We start from the raw sequence: 16,587 nt of genomic DNA, 5'->3' as shown, positions 1-16,587 counted from the left end.
AAGGATCCGCACATGATCGTAGGTATCGACCTCGGCACCACCCACTCGCTGATCGGCATCCACGACGCCGACGGTGGGCGCCTGTTCGCCAATCCACACGGCGGCCTGTTGACCCCGTCGGTGGTCAGCGTCGACGACGATGGCAACCTGCTGGTCGGCCAGCCCGCCCGCGATCGCCTGGTGACCCATCCGGGCCACAGCGTGGCCGCGTTCAAGCGCTGGATGGGCAGCCCGCGCGAGACCAGGTTGGGACAGCGCAGTTTCCGTCCGGAAGAGCTGTCCGCGCTGATCCTGCGCTCCCTGATCGCCGACGCCGAGGCCGCGCTGGGTGAAAAGGTCGAGGAAGCGGTCATCAGCGTGCCTGCCTATTTCTCCGACGCGCAACGCAAGGCCACCCGGGTGGCCGGCGAACTGGCCGGCATCCGCGTCGAACGCTTGATCAACGAGCCGACCGCCGCCGCGCTGGCCTACGGGCTGCAGGAACGCGGGGGAGAAGGCCGCGTGCTGGTGCTGGATCTCGGCGGCGGCACGTTCGACGTGTCCCTGTTGGAAATGTTCGACGGCGTGGTGGAAGTGCATGCGAGCGCAGGCGACAACTTCCTCGGTGGCGAAGACTTCCTGCAGGTGCTGGTGGACGGTTTCTGTACCGAGCATCGGCTCGATCCGGCCAAGCTCGCGCCCAGCGACAGCGCCCAGTTGCGGCGACGGGTCGAGCAACTCAAGCGCGAACTGAGCACCCAGGCGCAGGCCGCATTGAGCCTGAGCATCGCCGGGCAGGCGTACAGCTGGGAAATCGACGAGTCGCGCTTCGCCCAACTGGCCGAGCCGCTGCTGCAGCGCATGCGCGCACCGATCGAGCGTGCGCTGCGCGATGCCAAGTTGCGGCCGTCGGAGCTGGACGACATCGTGCTGGTCGGCGGCGCGGTGCGCATGCCGATGATCAGCCGCCTGGCCACGCGCATGCTCGGCCGCCTGCCGCTGCGCCACGTCAATCCCGATCATGCGATCGCCCTGGGGGCGGTGGTGGCGGCCGGTCTGAAGAGCCGCGACGAGAGCCTGCGCGAGGTGGTGTTGACCGATGTCTGTCCTTATACGCTGGGAACGCAGGTGTCGCGCCGCGGCGGCGATGGGCAACTGCGCAACGGGTATTTCCATCCGATCATCCCGCGCAACAGCGTGGTGCCGGTCAGTCGCGAAGACACCTTCTATCCCATCCACGAGCGGCAGACCGAAGTGGTCATCGACGTCTACCAGGGCGAGAACCCCATGGTGGAGCGCAACATCAAGCTGGGCGAAGTGCGGGTGGCGCTGGATCCCAAACGCCCGCGCAGCGAGCAGAGCGTGCTGACCCGTTTCACCTATGACGTGGACGGATTGCTGCAGGTCGAGGTGGTCGAGGAGGCCACCGGCAAGCGGCACGAATTGATCCTCGAACAGAATCCAGGGCTGCTCGACCGCGACGAAATCGCCCGGCGCTTGCTGGCGCTGGCGGAACTGAAGGTGCACCCGCGCGACCAGCAGCAGAACCTGGCGATGCTGGCACGCATCGAACGTGTCTACGAGGAGTACATCGACGAACGCCAGACGTTGCAGCGTTGGCTCGACCAATTCCGCGAGGTGCTCGAAAGCCAGGAGACGGTCCGTATCGAACGCCATCGCCAGGAACTGGCTCAGGCACTGGACGAGCTGGAAGCGCGCGCATGAGCTGGGCATTGGCGGCGCTGGGGCTGGATGAGGACGCCGACGAGCGCGCCATCAAGCGGGCCTACGCGGCGCGCCTGAAGGTGACCCGTCCGGACGAAGATCCGGCGGGCTTTCAGCAACTCCACGAGACCTATCAGGCGGCGCTTGGCTGGGCGCGGCAATTTGCCGCCGCGCCTCGCCCGGCCGAGCCGGCCTTCCACGGCCCGGACAGCCAGCAGGATGTACCTCGGGATCACCTGGACGTTGGGTTTGCACGCGCTTCTTTGGCGCAGGAAACCGCGCCGGCGCCCACGCAGCTGGATGCTGACGTGCTTCAGCCCGCCAACGTCTCGGAAGCGCCCGAACGCTTCGCGGTGCCTGAGGCCGCCGAGCCGCCGTCCATCCGGCATCCGGCTCTCGCATCAAGAATCGAACCTGCCGATACGGAGCCCCCGTCCGTTGACGTGGCACAGATGCAGGTGCGCATCCTGCATCAAGCGCAACGACTGGAACCGGCAGCGCTCCGCGCCTGGCTGCTCGCGCAACCGGAGCTATGGTCGTTGGACCACAAACCGCAGATCGGTGCCGACCTGCAGCGCCATCTGCTCGAACACGAGGAAACGCTCAGTCTCTACCACTACGAGGTGCTGGCCGATTTCTTCGATTGGGAGCAGGCACTGGACGCTCCCGATCCCTACCTCGTGCAGCATGCCTGCGCACGGATGCACCAGCGTTGGCGACTGCAACCGTCCGGCTATGGAGAGTTGAGCGAGGCACTGCGGCGGCGCGGCGACCCGGATGCGTCGGTTCCCTATGTACGCAAGTTGCTGGCGTTGCTGGGCCCGAGTGCGTCTGACGGTGCAGTGTTCGCGGCGATGCTGTGGCCGGGCCGGCCCACCCGCATGCGGCGGCTGCTCGAACTGATCGGCTACGTGCCGGATGGCCGCAAGCCACCACCGCCGTTGCATCGGGAACGTGCCAACACCTGGTACCTGGCCGGCGAACGGCACATGTTCAATCCGATTGCCTTCATGATCGGAGTGGCGCGTAGCCTGATCGCGGCAGCAGCCTTCCTGCTTCTGTGCCTCTTGTTGGCGATGCTCGATCGTAATCCCGCGCCCGGTATCTCGCCGATGCTGAAGGCCGGCGGCTACGGCGCCGCGCTCATCGTGGGTGGCTGGCTTGCCTGGGACTGCTTCGCTTCGCTGCTGCGTTGGCAGTCCAGACACGAAACCGATGCCTGCGTCAGACACCCGCTGTTGCAGCGCTTCTTCATCCCGATGCTTGGCATGGTCGCCATTGCCTGCATTGCAGCGGACAAGTCCCCGGCTGCCGCAGCCATCGCCTTTCCGCTGTTGGTGATCGCGGTTGTACGCTGGATGCGCCGTGCTGGATACCGGCTTCAGTTGGCATGGGGGTGGGGCTGGGTGTGGGCTGGATTCTTTGTGCTCAAGGCTGCCTTCTTGGGGGTCGGCATGTTGATCCTCTACCCGCAGGTCACGCTCGGTGGCACCGCGATCGCCTGGCTTGGCGATCTGATCTCGCAGTGGAGAGCCAGAAAGAAGGCGGTGGCCTGACCGGTTACCAGCTCGAACTGGCGCCGCCGCCGCCCGAGCTGCCGCCGCCGGAGGACGAGTCGCTGCTGGAGGACGAAGACGAGGAGGACGAGGACGATCCTGCGGACTCGGCCGCGGCGCGTTCCTTGGCGGCCTGGGCGGCGTAGTAGCTGGCGGTGTAGGCGAACACGCCGGGCGCGGTTTCGGCGATATGGCCCTTGCGGATCAGCGCATTGCGCCGCCGCGTGAGCGCCTGCAGGAAGCGGCTGTAGCGCTGCGGCGAGCGGTAGCGCTGTGTGGCGATGGCCAGGGTCAGCAGCAGGATCAGCAGCTCCAGTGCCAGGAAGATCACCGTCATCGTCATCGACCTGGCCGACAGCAGTACCACGAAGATGCCGGGGTTGGCGCTCAGGAACAGGCGGATGAACCACGCCCAGAAGCCGCCACGTGCGGTGTCCTGCACCAGTTCCTCGGGCTTGCCCGCCAGGCGCGGGTGCCGCCGCAACAGGCGCCTGCGCAGGATGCCGGTCCAGGCACTGCGCAGCGGCAGCAGCAGCCACACCAGCACCAGCAGGCCCGCCCAGGCGATGGCGCCGCGCCGCCAGTGCATGCCCTCGTCGGCCGGTTGCGCCAGTTCGGCGACGGCTTCGGGATCCTGCGCAGCGGCGCGGCCCATGAAGTCGAAGGCGGCCACGATGGCGTCGGCGGTGTCGCCCTGGCGCAGGCGCGGGGCCAGGTAGTCGTCCAGCGCGTGTCGCGCGACCACGTCGGGCAGCACGCCCTCCAGGCCGTAGCCGACCTCGAAGCGCGAACGCCGGTCCTGCATCGCCAGCACCAGCAGCAGGCCGTTGTCGCTGCCCTGCCGGCCGAGCCGCCAGGTGCGGAAGGCGCGCTCGGCCAGGCGCTCGATCGGCTCGTCCTGCAGCGACGGCACGATGTAGACCGCGCCCCAGATGTGCTGACGGTCGCGCAGACGCTGCAGCGCCGCGTTGATCCGCTGGGTGTCGTCCGCGCTGAGCGTGCCGGCGGGATCGACCACGTTCGGCGTGTAGGGCGGAATGGCGACAGCGCCGCTGCCGAGCGCCGGCCACAGCAGCAGGGCCAGGAGCAGCAGGGCGCCGAGCCGGAACGGCGCCCAGGCGCGCAGCGTGCAGCGGCTGCGGCGCGGGACGATGACGTGTGGGAACTGCTCGCGCATCGCTAGGCCAGGCTGTGCAGGGCCGCGGCCCGCGCGTGCAGTACGGTCGTGTCGAACAGCGGCACCGCCGCGTCGGCGGGGCCGACCAGCAAGCCGATCTCGGTGCAACCCAGGATCACCGCCTCGGCGCCCTGCGCCTGCAGCCCCGCGATCACCTCGCGGTAGCGCAGCCGCGACGATGCCTGGACCACGCCCTGGCACAGTTCCTCGTAGATGATGCGGTGCACGTCCTCGCGCGCCGGCGCATCCGGGATCAGCACGTCGAAGCCGCGCCGCTGCAGCCGTTCGCGGTAGAACGCCTGCTCCATGGTGAAGCGCGTGCCGAGCAGGCCGACGCGGACGATGCCGGCGGCCTGCAGCGCATCGGCGGTGGCATCGGCGATGTGCAGCAGCGGCAGCCGGACCGCGGCGGCGATCGCGTCGGCGACGCAGTGCATGGTGTTGGTGCACAACACCAGGAAATCGGCGCCGCCGGCCTGCAATGCCCGCGCCGACGCCGCCAGCGCGGCGCCGGCCGCATTCCAGTCGCCGTCGCGCTGGTACTGCGCGATCTCGTGGAAGTCCACGCTGTGCAGCAGGAGCTTGGCCGAATGCAGTCCGCCCAGTTGTGCGCGCACCGTCTCGTTGATGTGCCGGTAGTAGGGCAGGGTGGATTCCCAGCTCATGCCGCCGATCATGCCGATGGTCTTCATCCTGGGTCGCGTGCCGCCGTGTCGAGTGCGCGAGGATGGTAGCGGCATCGGCCGCGTGCGGCGACCGCGCGTGGCACTCAGGCGTCCAGCGTCGGTGGCGTGCCGGCACCGGCGCGTGCCGCGCGTCGCGCCAGCACCGCCTCGCGATGGGCGATGTAGGCGTTGGCGCCGAGGATCACCACTGCGCCCAGCACGGTGCCGCCGTCCGGGGTCTCGTCGAACAGCCACCAGCCGAACAGCGCCACCAGCGGCAGCTGGGTGAAGCTGATCGGGGTCAGCGCGGAGACCTCGCCGAGGCGCAGCGCGTGCGTCCACAGCAACTGGCCGAGGGTGCCGAACAGGCCGGTGGCCAGCAGCCACAGCCAGTCGATGCCCTGCGGCCAGCGCCATACGAACAGCGCCGGCAGCAGCGACATCGGCACCCAGAACGCGTAGGTGTAGAACACCACCGTGTTGGCCGCGTCCACGCGCGCCAGCTGCTTGATCTGGATCGCGACCAATGCGCTCATCACCGCGGCCAGCACCGCCACCAGGGTGCCGGGGCTGAACGCGGCGGCGCCGGGGCGCACGATCAGCAGCACGCCGGCGAAGCCGCACAGCACCGCCAGCCAGCGCCGCAGGCGCACCGTCTCGCCCAGCCATAGCGCGGCGGCCAGGGTCGCGAACAGCGGGGTGGAATAGGACAGGGCGATCGCCTGCGACAGCGGCAGGTGGCCGATCGCCCAGAACCCGGCCAGCATCGACACCAGGCCGATCGCGGTGCGCAGCAAATAGCGCGGCAGTTGCGCGGTGCGCGGCCATGGCCGGCCCGGGTGCAGCAGCATCGGCAGCAGGAACAGCAGGCCGAACAGGTTGCGGAAGAAGGCGATCTGCAGTGTGGACAGGTGTGCCGATGCCAACCGGATCGCCACCACCATCAGCCCGAAGGCCATCGTACTGGCCAGCATCAGCAGCGCCGCGCGCAGCGGCGTGGGCGCGCTTACCACTGCGCGCCGACGATGCGCGGTTCCGGCTCCAGGATGACGCCGAAGCGCTCGCCCACCGAGGCGGTGATGCGCCGCGCCAGCGCCAGCAGTTCGGCGCCGCTGGCCTGGCCGTGGTTGACCAGCACCAGCGCGTGCGCGGCGGACACGCCGGCGTCGCCGTCGCGGTAGCCCTTCCAGCCGCAGGCCTCAATCAGCCACGCCGCCGACAGCTTGCGCTGGCTGTCGTCGTCGCCGGGAAACACCGGCAACGCCGGGTGTTCGTGCTGCAGCGCCAGCGCCTGTTCCAGCGGCAGCAGCGGATTCTTGAAGAAGCTGCCGGCGTTGCCGAGCACGTCCGGCTCGGGCAGCTTGCGCCGGCGGATGTTGATCACCGCCTGGGCCACGTCGGGTGCGCCGGGCGTGGCGATGCCCATCGCCTGCAGTTCCTCGCCGATGCCGGCGTAGTCCAGGCGCAGCGCGTGCAGCCGCGGCAGGTTGAACTCCACCGCGGCGATCAGGTAGCGGTCGGGCTGGCGCTTGAACAGGCTGTCGCGGTAGCCGAACTCGCAGGCGGCCGCGTCCAGCCGCACGAAGCGCGCATCGGCACGGTCGTAGGCCTCGACCACATGCACGAACTCGCCCATCTGCGCGCCGTAGGCGCCGATGTTCTGGATCGGCGCGGCGCCGACCGTGCCCGGGATCAGCGCCAGGTTCTCCAGGCCGGACAGGCCCTGCGCCAGCGACCACATCACCAGTTCGTGCCAGCCCACGCCGGCGCCGGCGCGGACGATGGCGTAGTCGGCGCGGTGCTCCAGGGTGTCGATGCTGCGGTTGGCGAAGCACAGCACCACGCCCGGCGCATCGCCGGCGAACAGCATGTTGCTGCCGCTGCCCAGCGGCAGCAGCGCGGCGCCGGCCAGCTCCGGCGCCAGCAGCGCCTCGGGCAGCGCCTCGGGCGCGAAGATCTGCAGCAGCCACGGCGCCTGTGCGGCGACGTGGAAGGTGTTGAGCGCCTGCAGCGGCGCCTGCGCGGTGAGCGACCAGGCCGTGGTGCTCATGGCGCGACCACGTCCCCGCGGCTGGGCGCTTCGCGGCGCCGGCGCATCGCCTCCACGCACTCGCCGATCAGCTCCGGACCGCGGAACACCAGTCCGCTGTAGCACTGCACCAGGGCCGCACCAGCGGCCATCTTCGCCACCGCGTCGGCGCCGGACAGGATGCCGCCGACGCCGATCAGCGGGATGCTCTCGGGCAGGCGCGCGCGCAGCCGGCGCAGCACCAGGGTGGACTGGCCCAGCAGCGGCGCGCCGGACAGGCCGCCGCTTTCGCCACCCAGCGGCTCGTGCTCCAGGCCGGGACGGGCGACGGTGGTATTGGTGGCGATCACCCCGTCCACCTGCAGGTCCGACAGCACCCGCGCGGCCGCATCGATGTCGCTGTCGCTCAGGTCCGGCGCCACCTTGACCAGCATCGGCACGCGCTTGCCGTGGCGCGCCGCCAGCGCTTCCTGCGCCTCGCGCAGGCGCGCGATCAGGTGCCGCAGCGCCTGTTCCTCCTGCAGTTCGCGCAGGCCGGCGGTGTTGGGCGAGGAGATGTTGACGGTGACGTAGTCGGACAGCGCGTAGACCTTCTCCAGGCAGTGCAGGTAGTCGGACGCGGCGTCCTCGTTCGGGGTGTCCTTGTTCTTGCCGATGTTGATGCCGAGCAGGCCGCGCCGGCGCCGCGCGCGCTCGACGTTGCGCACCAGCGCATCCACGCCCAGGTTGTTGAAGCCCATGCGGTTGATCACCGCCCGCTGCCGCGGCAGCCGGAACATGCGCGGCTGCGGATTGCCGGCCTGCGCGCGCGGGGTGACGGTGCCGATCTCGACGAAGCCGAAGCCCAGCGCCAGCAACGCATCGATGTGCTCGCCGTTCTTGTCCAGGCCCGCGGCCAGCCCGACCGGATTGGGAAACTCCAGGCCGAAGGCGCGCGTGGGCATCGGCGCGATCGTGCGCGCCAGCAGCGGATTGGTGCCGGTGCGGTAGGCCAGCTCGATGGCGCGCAGGCCCAGGGCGTGCGCGCGCTCGGCGTCGAAGGCGAACAGGAACGGTCGGGCGAGGGAATACATGGCGTGGCTCAGTTCAGCGTCCCGGCGAAGGCGCGGGTGCGGTAATGGAACGCGATGACGCCGTCGCGCTGGTGCCGGTCGAACAGCGCGCGCAGCGCTTCCAGCATCGGCGCGTGCCGCGGGTGGCCGGGCAGCGGCGCGTAGGAGGACGACAGCAGGCGGCCGCGCAACGCATCGAAGTCCATGCGCTGCTCGTTGGGGAACTGCGCGGTGCCGCGCAGGCCGGCGCCGAACCAGCGCTGCATGGTGGCATCGTCGTGGTAGCGCTCGGCCACCGCGCTGTAGTCGGTGCCGTACTCCAGCAGCAACTGCTCGTAGCCTTCCAGGAACGGCGTGGCGTCGAGCAGGCGCGAGTTCCAGTACACCAGCGCCAGGCCACCGGGGCGCAGCACCCGCGCCCATTCGCGGCGCACCGCCTCCAGATCGAACCAGTGGAAGGCCTGCGCGGCGCTGATCACATCGACGCTGGCGTCGGCCAGGGTGGTGGCCTCGGCGCTGCCGTCGATGGCACGGAAGCCCGGCTGATCCTGCAGCAATTCCTCGGCGGCCGCGCGCATCGCCGCGTTCGGTTCCACTGCCAGGGTCGGGTGTCCGGCCTGCAGGAACAGGCGCGTGGAGATCCCGGTGCCGGCGCCGATGTCGGCGACCAGCGCATCGCGGGCCACGCCGAGTTCGCTATGCACCCAGTCGAGCAGCGCCGGCGGATAGCTGGGGCGGTAGCGCACGTAGTCGGCGACGCGGTCGCTGAAGCGCTCGCGCGGCGCGGCGGCGTCCCGGCTCACGACTGGGTGCTGGCGAACCACGCCAGCCCCCCGAAGAACAGCACGAAGGCCAGCACCGCCAGGATCGCCAGCACCACCGCGGTCCAGCCCAGGATCAGCCCGCCCACCGCCAGGCCATCGCCCTGGAAGCGTTGCGGCTGGCGGCGGATCTCCGCCCGCGCCAGGTGCCCGGTGATGATCGCGCCGAGGCTGCCCAGCACCGGCATCAGGGTCCAGCCGAGGATCCCGGCGACCAGGCTGACCACCGCCAGGGAATTGGTTTCGCGCACCTGACTCATCGCGCTCGCTCCTTGCAGAAGGAAAGGGGCGGCGGCCGCAGGGGCGCGGCCGCCGCGCTCACCGCGTCACAGATCGAACTTGATGCCCTGCGCCAGCGGCAGCGAGTCGGAATAGTTGATCGTGTTGGTCTGCCGGCGCATGTACACCTTCCACGCGTCCGAGCCGGATTCGCGGCCGCCGCCGGTGTCCTTCTCGCCGCCGAAGGCGCCACCGATCTCGGCGCCGGAGGTGCCGATGTTGACGTTGGCGATGCCGCAGTCGCTGCCGGCCGCCGACAGGAACTTCTCCGCCGCCTTCAGGTTCTGGGTGAAGATCGACGAGGACAGGCCCTGCGGCACGCCGTTCTGCATGTCGATGGCCTCGTCCAGGGTGCTGTACTTCATCACGTACAGGATCGGCGCGAAGGTCTCGTGCTGGACGACTTCATCGCTGTTCTTCAGCCCGGTGACGATGGCCGGCAGCACGAAGTTGCCCGGACGGTCCAGCGCGGTGCCGCCGGTCTCGACGGTGCCGCCGGCGGCCTTGGCCTTGGCGATCGAGTCCAGGAACTGCTCGACCGCGCCGCGGCTGTTCAGCGGGCCCATCAGGTTGGCCGGGTCGGTGGGGTCGCCGATCTTGCCTTCGACCTGCTTGTAGGCCTTGACCAGGGTCGCCAGCACGGTGTCGTAGATCGATTCGTGCACGATCAGGCGGCGCGTGGTGGTGCAGCGCTGGCCGGCGGTGCCGACCGCGCCGAACACGATGCCGGGGATCGCCAGCTTCAGGTCGGCGCTCTCGTCGAGGATGATGGCGTTGTTGCCGCCCAGTTCCAGCAGGCAGCGGCCCAGGCGGCGCGCGCACTTCTCGGCGACGACGCGGCCGACCTGGGTGGAGCCGGTGAAGCTGATCAGCGGGATGCGGGTGTCCTCGACCAGGCGCTCGGACAGGGCCACGCCGGCGTCGTTGATCAGGAAGAAGATGTCCGGGAAGCCCGCATCGCGCAGCGCGTCGTTGCAGATCTTCATCGACGCGATCGCGGTCAGCGGGGTCTTGTTGGACGGCTTCCAGATGCAGATGTCGCCGCAGATCGCCGCCAGGAACGCGTTCCAGCTCCACACCGCGACCGGGAAGTTGAACGCGCTGATGATGCCGACCAGGCCCAGCGGCTGGTACTGCTCGTACATGCGGTGCCCTGGGCGCTCCGAGTGCAGCGTGTAGCCGTACAGCATGCGGCTCTGGCCGACCGCGAAATCGGCGATGTCGATCATCTCCTGCACTTCGCCGTCGCCTTCCGGCTTGCTCTTGCCCATTTCCAGCGCGACCAGCGAGCCCAGCGCGTCCTTGTGCTTGCGCAGCGCCTCGCCGCACAGCCGCACCGCTTCGCCGCGGCGCGGCGCCGGGGTGGTGCGCCAGACCTTGAACGCGGCCTGGGCGCGGGCGATCACGGTCTCGTAGTCCTGCTCGGTGGTGGCCTGCACCTCGGCGATGACGGCGTTGCTGGACGGGTTCAGCGGCTGCAGCACGCCGGCGCCGGTGGCGCTGGACCACTCGCCATTGCCGAGATAGGTGCCGGAGTTGGTGGCGGCGAGGCCGAGCGCCTTGAGCAGGTCAGCGGACATGGAATCTCCTGGGTTCGTTGCGACAGTGAAGGCGACCGCAGGCGGGGGACGCGGGACGCGCAGCCGGCAATTTTAGCAGACCGGACGCAGCCGGCCGCCGTCGCCTGCCTGGGCGCGCGGCGAGCGCGAAAAAGCGTGCCGCAGGCATGCCTTCCGCCCGGCGGGGCTTGCATCGACGAGTAAGGAGAATGCGGCAGGGCGCACGACGGCCGCTGTGGGCGACATGAACGAAATGGTGACCCCGGCGCGATTCGAACGCACGACCTGTCCCTTAGGAGGGGACCGCTCTATCCAGCTGAGCTACGGGGCCATTGGCCTGCCGGGGGATTCTACGACGCTGAATCGCGCGTTGTCGCCCCGGCCTGCAATAACGTCCTCTACACCTTGTACCGACGCGGACTGAGCATCGCCCTGCGTAGGCTGCGGACGTCGGCCACTGCGCTTGGCGGCGATTCGCGCTGCGATCCCGCGTCGTTGCAGAGGCGACACATGACGGACGGAGTCGCATCCGCCGCGTCTGCTACAAGCGTCCCGACCGCAGTTCCTGCGGCGGGGCGATCGCCGCCGCGCATCGGCGGTCCTGGTCGCCTCGGGCTGGCGTGACCGCCGGTTTTTCCGGCATGCCCGCAGCGATTCCCACCCCTATGCGAAGCAGGAGTCACAGATGAAAACAGCAATGAAGATGGTCCTGGTCGGTTCGATGCTGGCTGCCCTGGCAGCGTGCAAGCGCGACGGCGACCAGCCGGCCACCGATCCGAATGCGGCCAACCCGCCGGCCGCGGCCGACGGTAGCCCGGCAGGCGGCAGCACCGCTCCGGCAGGCAGCACCGCCCCGGCGGGCAGCACCAGCGGCGACGCCAGCGGCACGGCGACCGGTACCACTGGCACCGACGCCGCCCAGGGCACCATGCAGGGGCAGGACGGCGCGTCGCCGACCACGCCGCAGGACCCGGCCAACCCGGATCCGCAGCAGCCGCCGCAGACGCCGCCGGCGGATCAGAAACAGCAGTAAGGCGTGCGCAAGCGCGCGGCGCCACGGGCGTCGCGCGCTTGGTCGGTGCGGATCGTTCGCTATGGGGCGTATCGGTCTTCTCCTACGCTTGCCTGCTGCGCAAACCGGCGCAACACCGGGTTTTTCAGGCTTTCGCGATAGTCACTTTTGCAACCGTCCTGTGCGGCCGGCTGGTCGATGCTGCGGTCGCACACGCGGCGCTTGACAGCGCCCCGGCGCATGATGTCCTCTTGCGTCCATGCCTCTGGTCCACGCCCTCGTCGCTTCCTCGTTTCCGCGTTCGCTTCGGCGCGTGGCAGCGGTCGCTGCGGGCATTACCACCGGTATTACCACCCTCACCATTCGCCCGGTGCGGCCCGTCGTCTTCGTCTGATCGTCGAACACCACGGCCCCGCACCCGGATCAGGATGCGGGGGACTCCCTCGGCCTGATGCGAGCGGGGCCTCCACTCCGAGGTCTCCCATGTCGTCCCCCGCCGTCGCTTCCGCTGTCGCCGCTTCGCCCGATTCCGCCGTCGATCCTGCGCTCGCCACCGCCACCGTCGTGCACAAGTTCGGCGGCACCTCGGTGGCCGATGCCGAACGCTACCGCCATGTCGCGCAACTGCTGCTGGCGCGCCCGGAACGTCTCCAGGTCACCGTCGTCTCGGCGATGAAGGGCGTCACCGATGCCTTGATCGGCCTGGCCGAGCTGGCCGCGCGCGGTCACGGCGACTGGCGCGAGCGCTGGCACGAGACCCGCGCTCGCCATCGCGCCGCCGCCGTGGCGCTGCTCGGCGAGCACGCCGGCGCCACGGTGGAATGGCTGGACGCGCGCTTCGAGCATCTAGCCGAGATCCTCGCCGCGCTGGCCGTGATCGGCGAGCTGCCGCGGGAAGTGCTGGACCGCGTGCAGGGCCTGGGCGAGGTGTATTCGGCGCAACTGCTGGGCGATCACCTGCGGGCGCTGGGCGAGGACTGCGCGGTGCTGGACGCGCGCGAGGTGCTGGTGGTCGACCGCGGCGAACTGGGCGTGGACGTGGACTGGGAAGCCAGCGCGCAGCGCCTGGCGCAGTGGCGCGCGCAGCACCCGCAGCAGCGCATCGTGGTCACCGGCTTCGTCGCCCGCGACCGCGCCGGCCGCATCACCACGCTCGGCCGCAACGGCAGCGACTACTCCGGCGCGATCTTCGCCGCCTTGTTCGAGGCGGCCGAACTGCACATCTGGACCGACGTCGACGGCGTGCTCTCGGCCGATCCGCGGGTGGTGCCCGAGGCGGTACAACTGGAGACGCTCAGCTACGACGAAGCCTGCGAACTGGCGTATTTCGGTGCCAAGGTCGTGCATCCGCAGACCATGTCGCCGGCGATCGAGCGCGGCCTGCCCATCATCATCCGCAATACCTTCCAGCCCGAACACCCGGGCACCCGCATCACCGCCAGCAGCGCCACCAGCGGCCCGATCAAGGGCCTGACCCTGAGCCCGGACCTGGCCGTGCTGAATCTGGAAGGCACCGGCCTGATCGGCGTGCCCGGCACCGCCGAACGCGTGTTCGCCGCGCTGCGCAACGCGCGGGTGTCGGTGGTAATGATCTCGCAGGGGTCGTCCGAACATTCCATCTGCTGCGTGGTGCGGCAGAACGAGGCCGAGCGCGCGCGCGACGCGGTGCTTTCCGCGTTCGCGCACGAACTGGTGGTCGGCCAGGTGCAGCGCGTGCAGCTGACCACCGGCATCAGCGTGCTGGCGGCGGTCGGCGACGGCATGGCCGGCCAGCCCGGCGTGGCCGCGCGCCTGTTCGAATCGTTGGGCCGCGCCCAGGTCAACATCCTGGCGATCGCGCAGGGCTCGTCCGAGCGCAACATCTCGGTGGCCATCGACAGCGCCCATGCGACCAAGGCGCTGCGCGCCGCGCATGCCGGCTTCTGGCTGTCGCCGCAGACCTTCTCGGTCGGCGTGATCGGGCCGGGCAATGTCGGTGCCGCGCTGCTGGACCAGTTGCGCGCCGCGCAGCCGCAACTGCTGGCCAAGGCCAACCTCGACCTGCGCCTGCGCGCGGTCGCCTCGCGCAGCACGATGCGGCTGGAGCCGCGCGCCTTCGCCGGCGACTGGCGGCAGGCGCTGGCCACCGGGCAGCAGCCGACCGATCTGGACGCGTTCACCGCGCACCTGCTGTCGGCGCACCTGCCGCATGCGGTGATCATCGACTGCAGCGGCAGTGCCGACGTCGCCGACCGCTATGCCGGCTGGTTGGCCGCCGGCATCCACGTGGTGACCCCGAACAAACAGGCCGGCGCCGGGCCGCTGCCGCGCTTCCACGCCATCCGTGCCGCGGCTGCCGCCAGCGGCGCGCGCTTCCGCTACGAGGCCACGGTCGGTGCCGGCCTGCCGGTGATCACCACCTTGCGCGACCTGGTCGATACCGGCGACGCCGTCACCGCGATCGAGGGCATCTTCTCCGGCACCCTGGCCTGGCTGTTCAACAAGTACGACGGCAGCGTGCCCTTTGCGCAACTGGTGGCCGAGGCGCGCGGCATGGGCTACACCGAACCTGACCCGCGCGACGACCTGTCCGGCACCGACGTGGCGCGCAAGCTGGTGATCCTGGCGCGCGAGGCCGGGCACGAACTGAGCCTGGAGGACGTGGCGGTGGAAAGCCTGGTGCCGGAGGCACTGCGCCAGGCCAGCGTGGACGATTTCATGGCGCGCCTGCACGAAGTCGATGCCGTCTTCGCGCAGCGCCTGCAGGCGGCCAAGGCGCGCGGCTGCGTGCTGCGCTACGTGGCGCGGCTGGCGCCGGGCCATGCGCCCAGCGTCGGCCTGGTGGAACTGCCGGCCGACCATGCCTTCGCCAATCTGCGCCTGACCGACAACGTGGTGCAGTTCACCACGCGCCGTTACTGCAACAATCCCCTGGTGGTGCAGGGACCGGGCGCCGGCCCGGAAGTGACCGCGGCCGGTGTTTTCGCCGACCTGCTGCGGGTGGCGGCGGGCGAGGGCGCGCGCCTGTGAGCCGGATGCAGACGCTGCCGGGCGGTGTCGTCGGCACCGCTGCACTGCCGACGCAGGCCCGCGCGTTCGCGCCGGCCTCGGTGGCCAACGTGGCGGTGGGCTTCGACCTGCTGGGCTACGCGGTGGAGGGCGTCGGCGACACGGTGACGGTGCGCCGCATCGACGCGCCCGAAGTGCGCATCGCCGCGATCCGCGGCACCACCGTGGCCTTGCCGTTGGAGGCCGCGCGCAATACCGCCGGTGCCGCGCTGATGTCGCTGCGCGAGGCGTTGGCGCTGCCGTTCGGCTTCGAACTGGAGATCGACAAGGGCATCCCGCTCAGCTCCGGCATGGGCGGCTCGGCCGCCTCGTGCGTGGCCGCGCTGGTGGCGGCCAATGCCTTGTTGGACGTACCGCTGTCACGCGAGCAGTTGTATCGCTACGCGCTGGACGGTGAGGCAGTGGCCAGCGGCAGTCGGCATGGCGACAACCTCGGCCCGATGCTGCTGGGCGGCCTGGTGCTGTCGACCTTGGAACGGCTGGTGCCGGTACCGGTGCCGAGCGGCTGGCACAGCCTGCTGGTGCATCCGGACGCGACGCTGGAGACGCGCCATGCGCGCGCGGCATTGGCCGGGGAGTACCGGCTCGGCGAGTTCGTGGCGCAGAGCGCGAACCTGGCGTTGGTGTTGGCGGGTTGCCATGCCGGCGACGAGGCGCTGGTACGCGCCGGCTTGTGCGACGTGCTGATCGAGCCGCGCCGCGCGCCGCTGATCGTCGGTTTCGACGCGGCCAAGGCGGCGGCATTGGCGGCGGGGGCGATGGGCGCGGGCATTTCCGGCGCTGGTCCGAGCGTGTTCGCCTGGTTCGCCAGCCGTGCCGAGGCGGAGGCGGCGGCGCCGGCGGTGCAGGCGGCCTTCGCGGACGCGGGCTTCGGCAGCCAGCATTGGGTGTCGCCGTTGCAGTGTCCGGGTGCGACGTTGCTTTAGCGGAGTGTTGGCGCTGCGGTTGACGCCTTTGTTGCTGCCGCTACTGCCGCTGCCGCTATCGATATTGTTGCTGTTACCGATTTTGCTTTTGCTGTCGCAGTAGCCGTTGCCGTTGCCGTTGCCGTTGCCGTTGCCGTTGCTGTTGCTCTGGTTATTGCTCTTGTTGTTGTTGCTGTTGCCGTACCGGGTTCCCTTCCGAAGCGGCGGCCATCGCGGGGAAACACCCGAAGGGCGGCGTACATGGATGTACGCCGTCCGCGGCAGGGGCAGGATGCCCCTTCCGCGGATCCCCGCGATGGACGCGGACCCGGAGCGCGCAGCGCGGAGGGCGCGAGGCAGGGCGCGCTTTCTTTTGGTTACCTTTTCTTTGCGCGAGCAAAGAAAAGTAACTCGCCCGCAAGGGCGAAAGCCTTTGCTGTTGCTTGTTGCTTGTTGCTTGAGTGTCGGACAAGAAGAACTGTAGGAGCGGCTTCAGCCGCGACCCACATGACAGGTAGAACCTGTCGCGGCTGAAGCCGCTCCTACAAGAGTCTTAAAGTAGCAGCAACATCAAAGGCTTTCGCCTGTCGGCGAGTTACTTTTCTTTGCTTGTGCAAAGAAAAGTAACCAAAAGAAAGCACACCCCGCAGCGCGCCCTCCGCGCTACGCGCTCCGGGTCCGCAGCCACGACGGACATTTTTCGACGGCACTTGTCCGCTACGCGGCCAAGCCCGGGGCAGGCGCCTCACGGCGCCAGCCCGTTCGCCGGGGCGAAGCTAT

Annotated in this window: 13 protein-coding genes and 1 tRNA gene; 5 read left to right on the top strand and 9 right to left on the bottom strand. The window is 69.8% G+C overall.

Translation table 11 applies throughout. The annotated features are described in order from the left end of the window. Positions 1-12 precede the first annotated feature (12 nt). The gene (locus PG878_RS11775; RefSeq protein WP_209029121.1) at positions 13-1,704 is read left to right on the top strand and encodes a molecular chaperone HscC; all 1,692 of its coding nucleotides are present in this window, start codon (positions 13-15) and stop codon (positions 1,702-1,704) included. Next, on the top strand, positions 1,701-3,260 hold the full coding sequence (locus tag PG878_RS11770) for a J domain-containing protein (RefSeq protein ID WP_209029122.1): 1,560 nt from the start codon (positions 1,701-1,703) through the stop codon (positions 3,258-3,260). Before PG878_RS11775 ends, PG878_RS11770 begins: the two co-directional genes overlap by 4 nt. Positions 3,261-3,264: 4 nt before the next feature. Here PG878_RS11770 and PG878_RS11765 read toward each other — a convergent pair whose 3' ends face one another. From PG878_RS11765 to PG878_RS11725, 9 genes are all read right to left on the bottom strand, one after another. Beyond that, entirely contained in the window at positions 3,265-4,437 is a 1,173-nt protein-coding gene (locus PG878_RS11765; RefSeq protein ID WP_209029123.1) for a TPM domain-containing protein, read from the bottom strand. 2 nt (positions 4,438-4,439) lie between these two features. Then, positions 4,440-5,177, bottom strand: coding sequence for an aspartate/glutamate racemase family protein (locus PG878_RS11760; protein WP_425510427.1), 738 nt, complete (start codon positions 5,175-5,177; stop codon positions 4,440-4,442). 29 nt (positions 5,178-5,206) lie between these two features. Continuing rightward, entirely contained in the window at positions 5,207-6,076 is an 870-nt protein-coding gene (locus PG878_RS11755) for a DMT family transporter (RefSeq protein WP_209029323.1), read from the bottom strand. A 32-nt stretch (positions 6,077-6,108) separates the two neighbouring features. Further along, the gene (gene murB / locus PG878_RS11750) at positions 6,109-7,152 is read right to left on the bottom strand and encodes a UDP-N-acetylmuramate dehydrogenase (RefSeq protein WP_209029125.1); all 1,044 of its coding nucleotides are present in this window, start codon (positions 7,150-7,152) and stop codon (positions 6,109-6,111) included. After that, positions 7,149-8,204, bottom strand: coding sequence for a quinone-dependent dihydroorotate dehydrogenase (locus tag PG878_RS11745; RefSeq protein WP_209029126.1), 1,056 nt, complete (start codon positions 8,202-8,204; stop codon positions 7,149-7,151). Before PG878_RS11745 ends, murB begins: the two co-directional genes overlap by 4 nt. An 8-nt stretch (positions 8,205-8,212) precedes the next feature. Next, positions 8,213-8,986 carry a class I SAM-dependent methyltransferase gene (locus PG878_RS11740; RefSeq protein ID WP_209029127.1) on the bottom strand — a complete coding sequence of 258 codons (774 nt, stop codon included), beginning with the start codon at positions 8,984-8,986 and terminating at the stop codon, positions 8,213-8,215. Further along, the gene (locus tag PG878_RS11735; protein ID WP_209029128.1) at positions 8,983-9,264 is read right to left on the bottom strand and encodes a DUF4190 domain-containing protein; all 282 of its coding nucleotides are present in this window, start codon (positions 9,262-9,264) and stop codon (positions 8,983-8,985) included. The genes PG878_RS11740 and PG878_RS11735 overlap by 4 nt, the downstream gene beginning before the upstream one ends. A gap of 66 nt (positions 9,265-9,330) precedes the next feature. Beyond that, positions 9,331-10,863, bottom strand: coding sequence for an L-piperidine-6-carboxylate dehydrogenase (amaB, locus tag PG878_RS11730; protein WP_209029129.1), 1,533 nt, complete (start codon positions 10,861-10,863; stop codon positions 9,331-9,333). A gap of 233 nt (positions 10,864-11,096) precedes the next feature. After that, positions 11,097-11,173, bottom strand: a tRNA-Arg gene (locus PG878_RS11725). A gap of 354 nt (positions 11,174-11,527) precedes the next feature. Here PG878_RS11725 and PG878_RS11720 point away from each other — a divergent pair. From PG878_RS11720 to PG878_RS11710, 3 genes are all read left to right on the top strand, one after another. Then, on the top strand, positions 11,528-11,875 hold the full coding sequence (locus PG878_RS11720) for a hypothetical protein (protein ID WP_244663556.1): 348 nt from the start codon (positions 11,528-11,530) through the stop codon (positions 11,873-11,875). Between the two features lie 462 nt (positions 11,876-12,337). Beyond that, positions 12,338-14,863, top strand: coding sequence for a bifunctional aspartate kinase/homoserine dehydrogenase I (gene thrA, locus PG878_RS11715; RefSeq protein WP_209029130.1), 2,526 nt, complete (start codon positions 12,338-12,340; stop codon positions 14,861-14,863). A 5-nt stretch (positions 14,864-14,868) separates the two neighbouring features. Then, positions 14,869-15,828 carry a homoserine kinase gene (locus PG878_RS11710; RefSeq protein ID WP_209029131.1) on the top strand — a complete coding sequence of 320 codons (960 nt, stop codon included), beginning with the start codon at positions 14,869-14,871 and terminating at the stop codon, positions 15,826-15,828. Positions 15,829-16,587: the final 759 nt, after the last annotated feature.

It is taken from the genome of Xanthomonas hawaiiensis, from assembly GCF_031834635.1.
Lineage (GTDB): Bacteria > Pseudomonadota > Gammaproteobacteria > Xanthomonadales > Xanthomonadaceae > Xanthomonas_A > Xanthomonas_A sacchari.
This window is presented reverse-complemented; position numbering and strand designations above follow the sequence as displayed.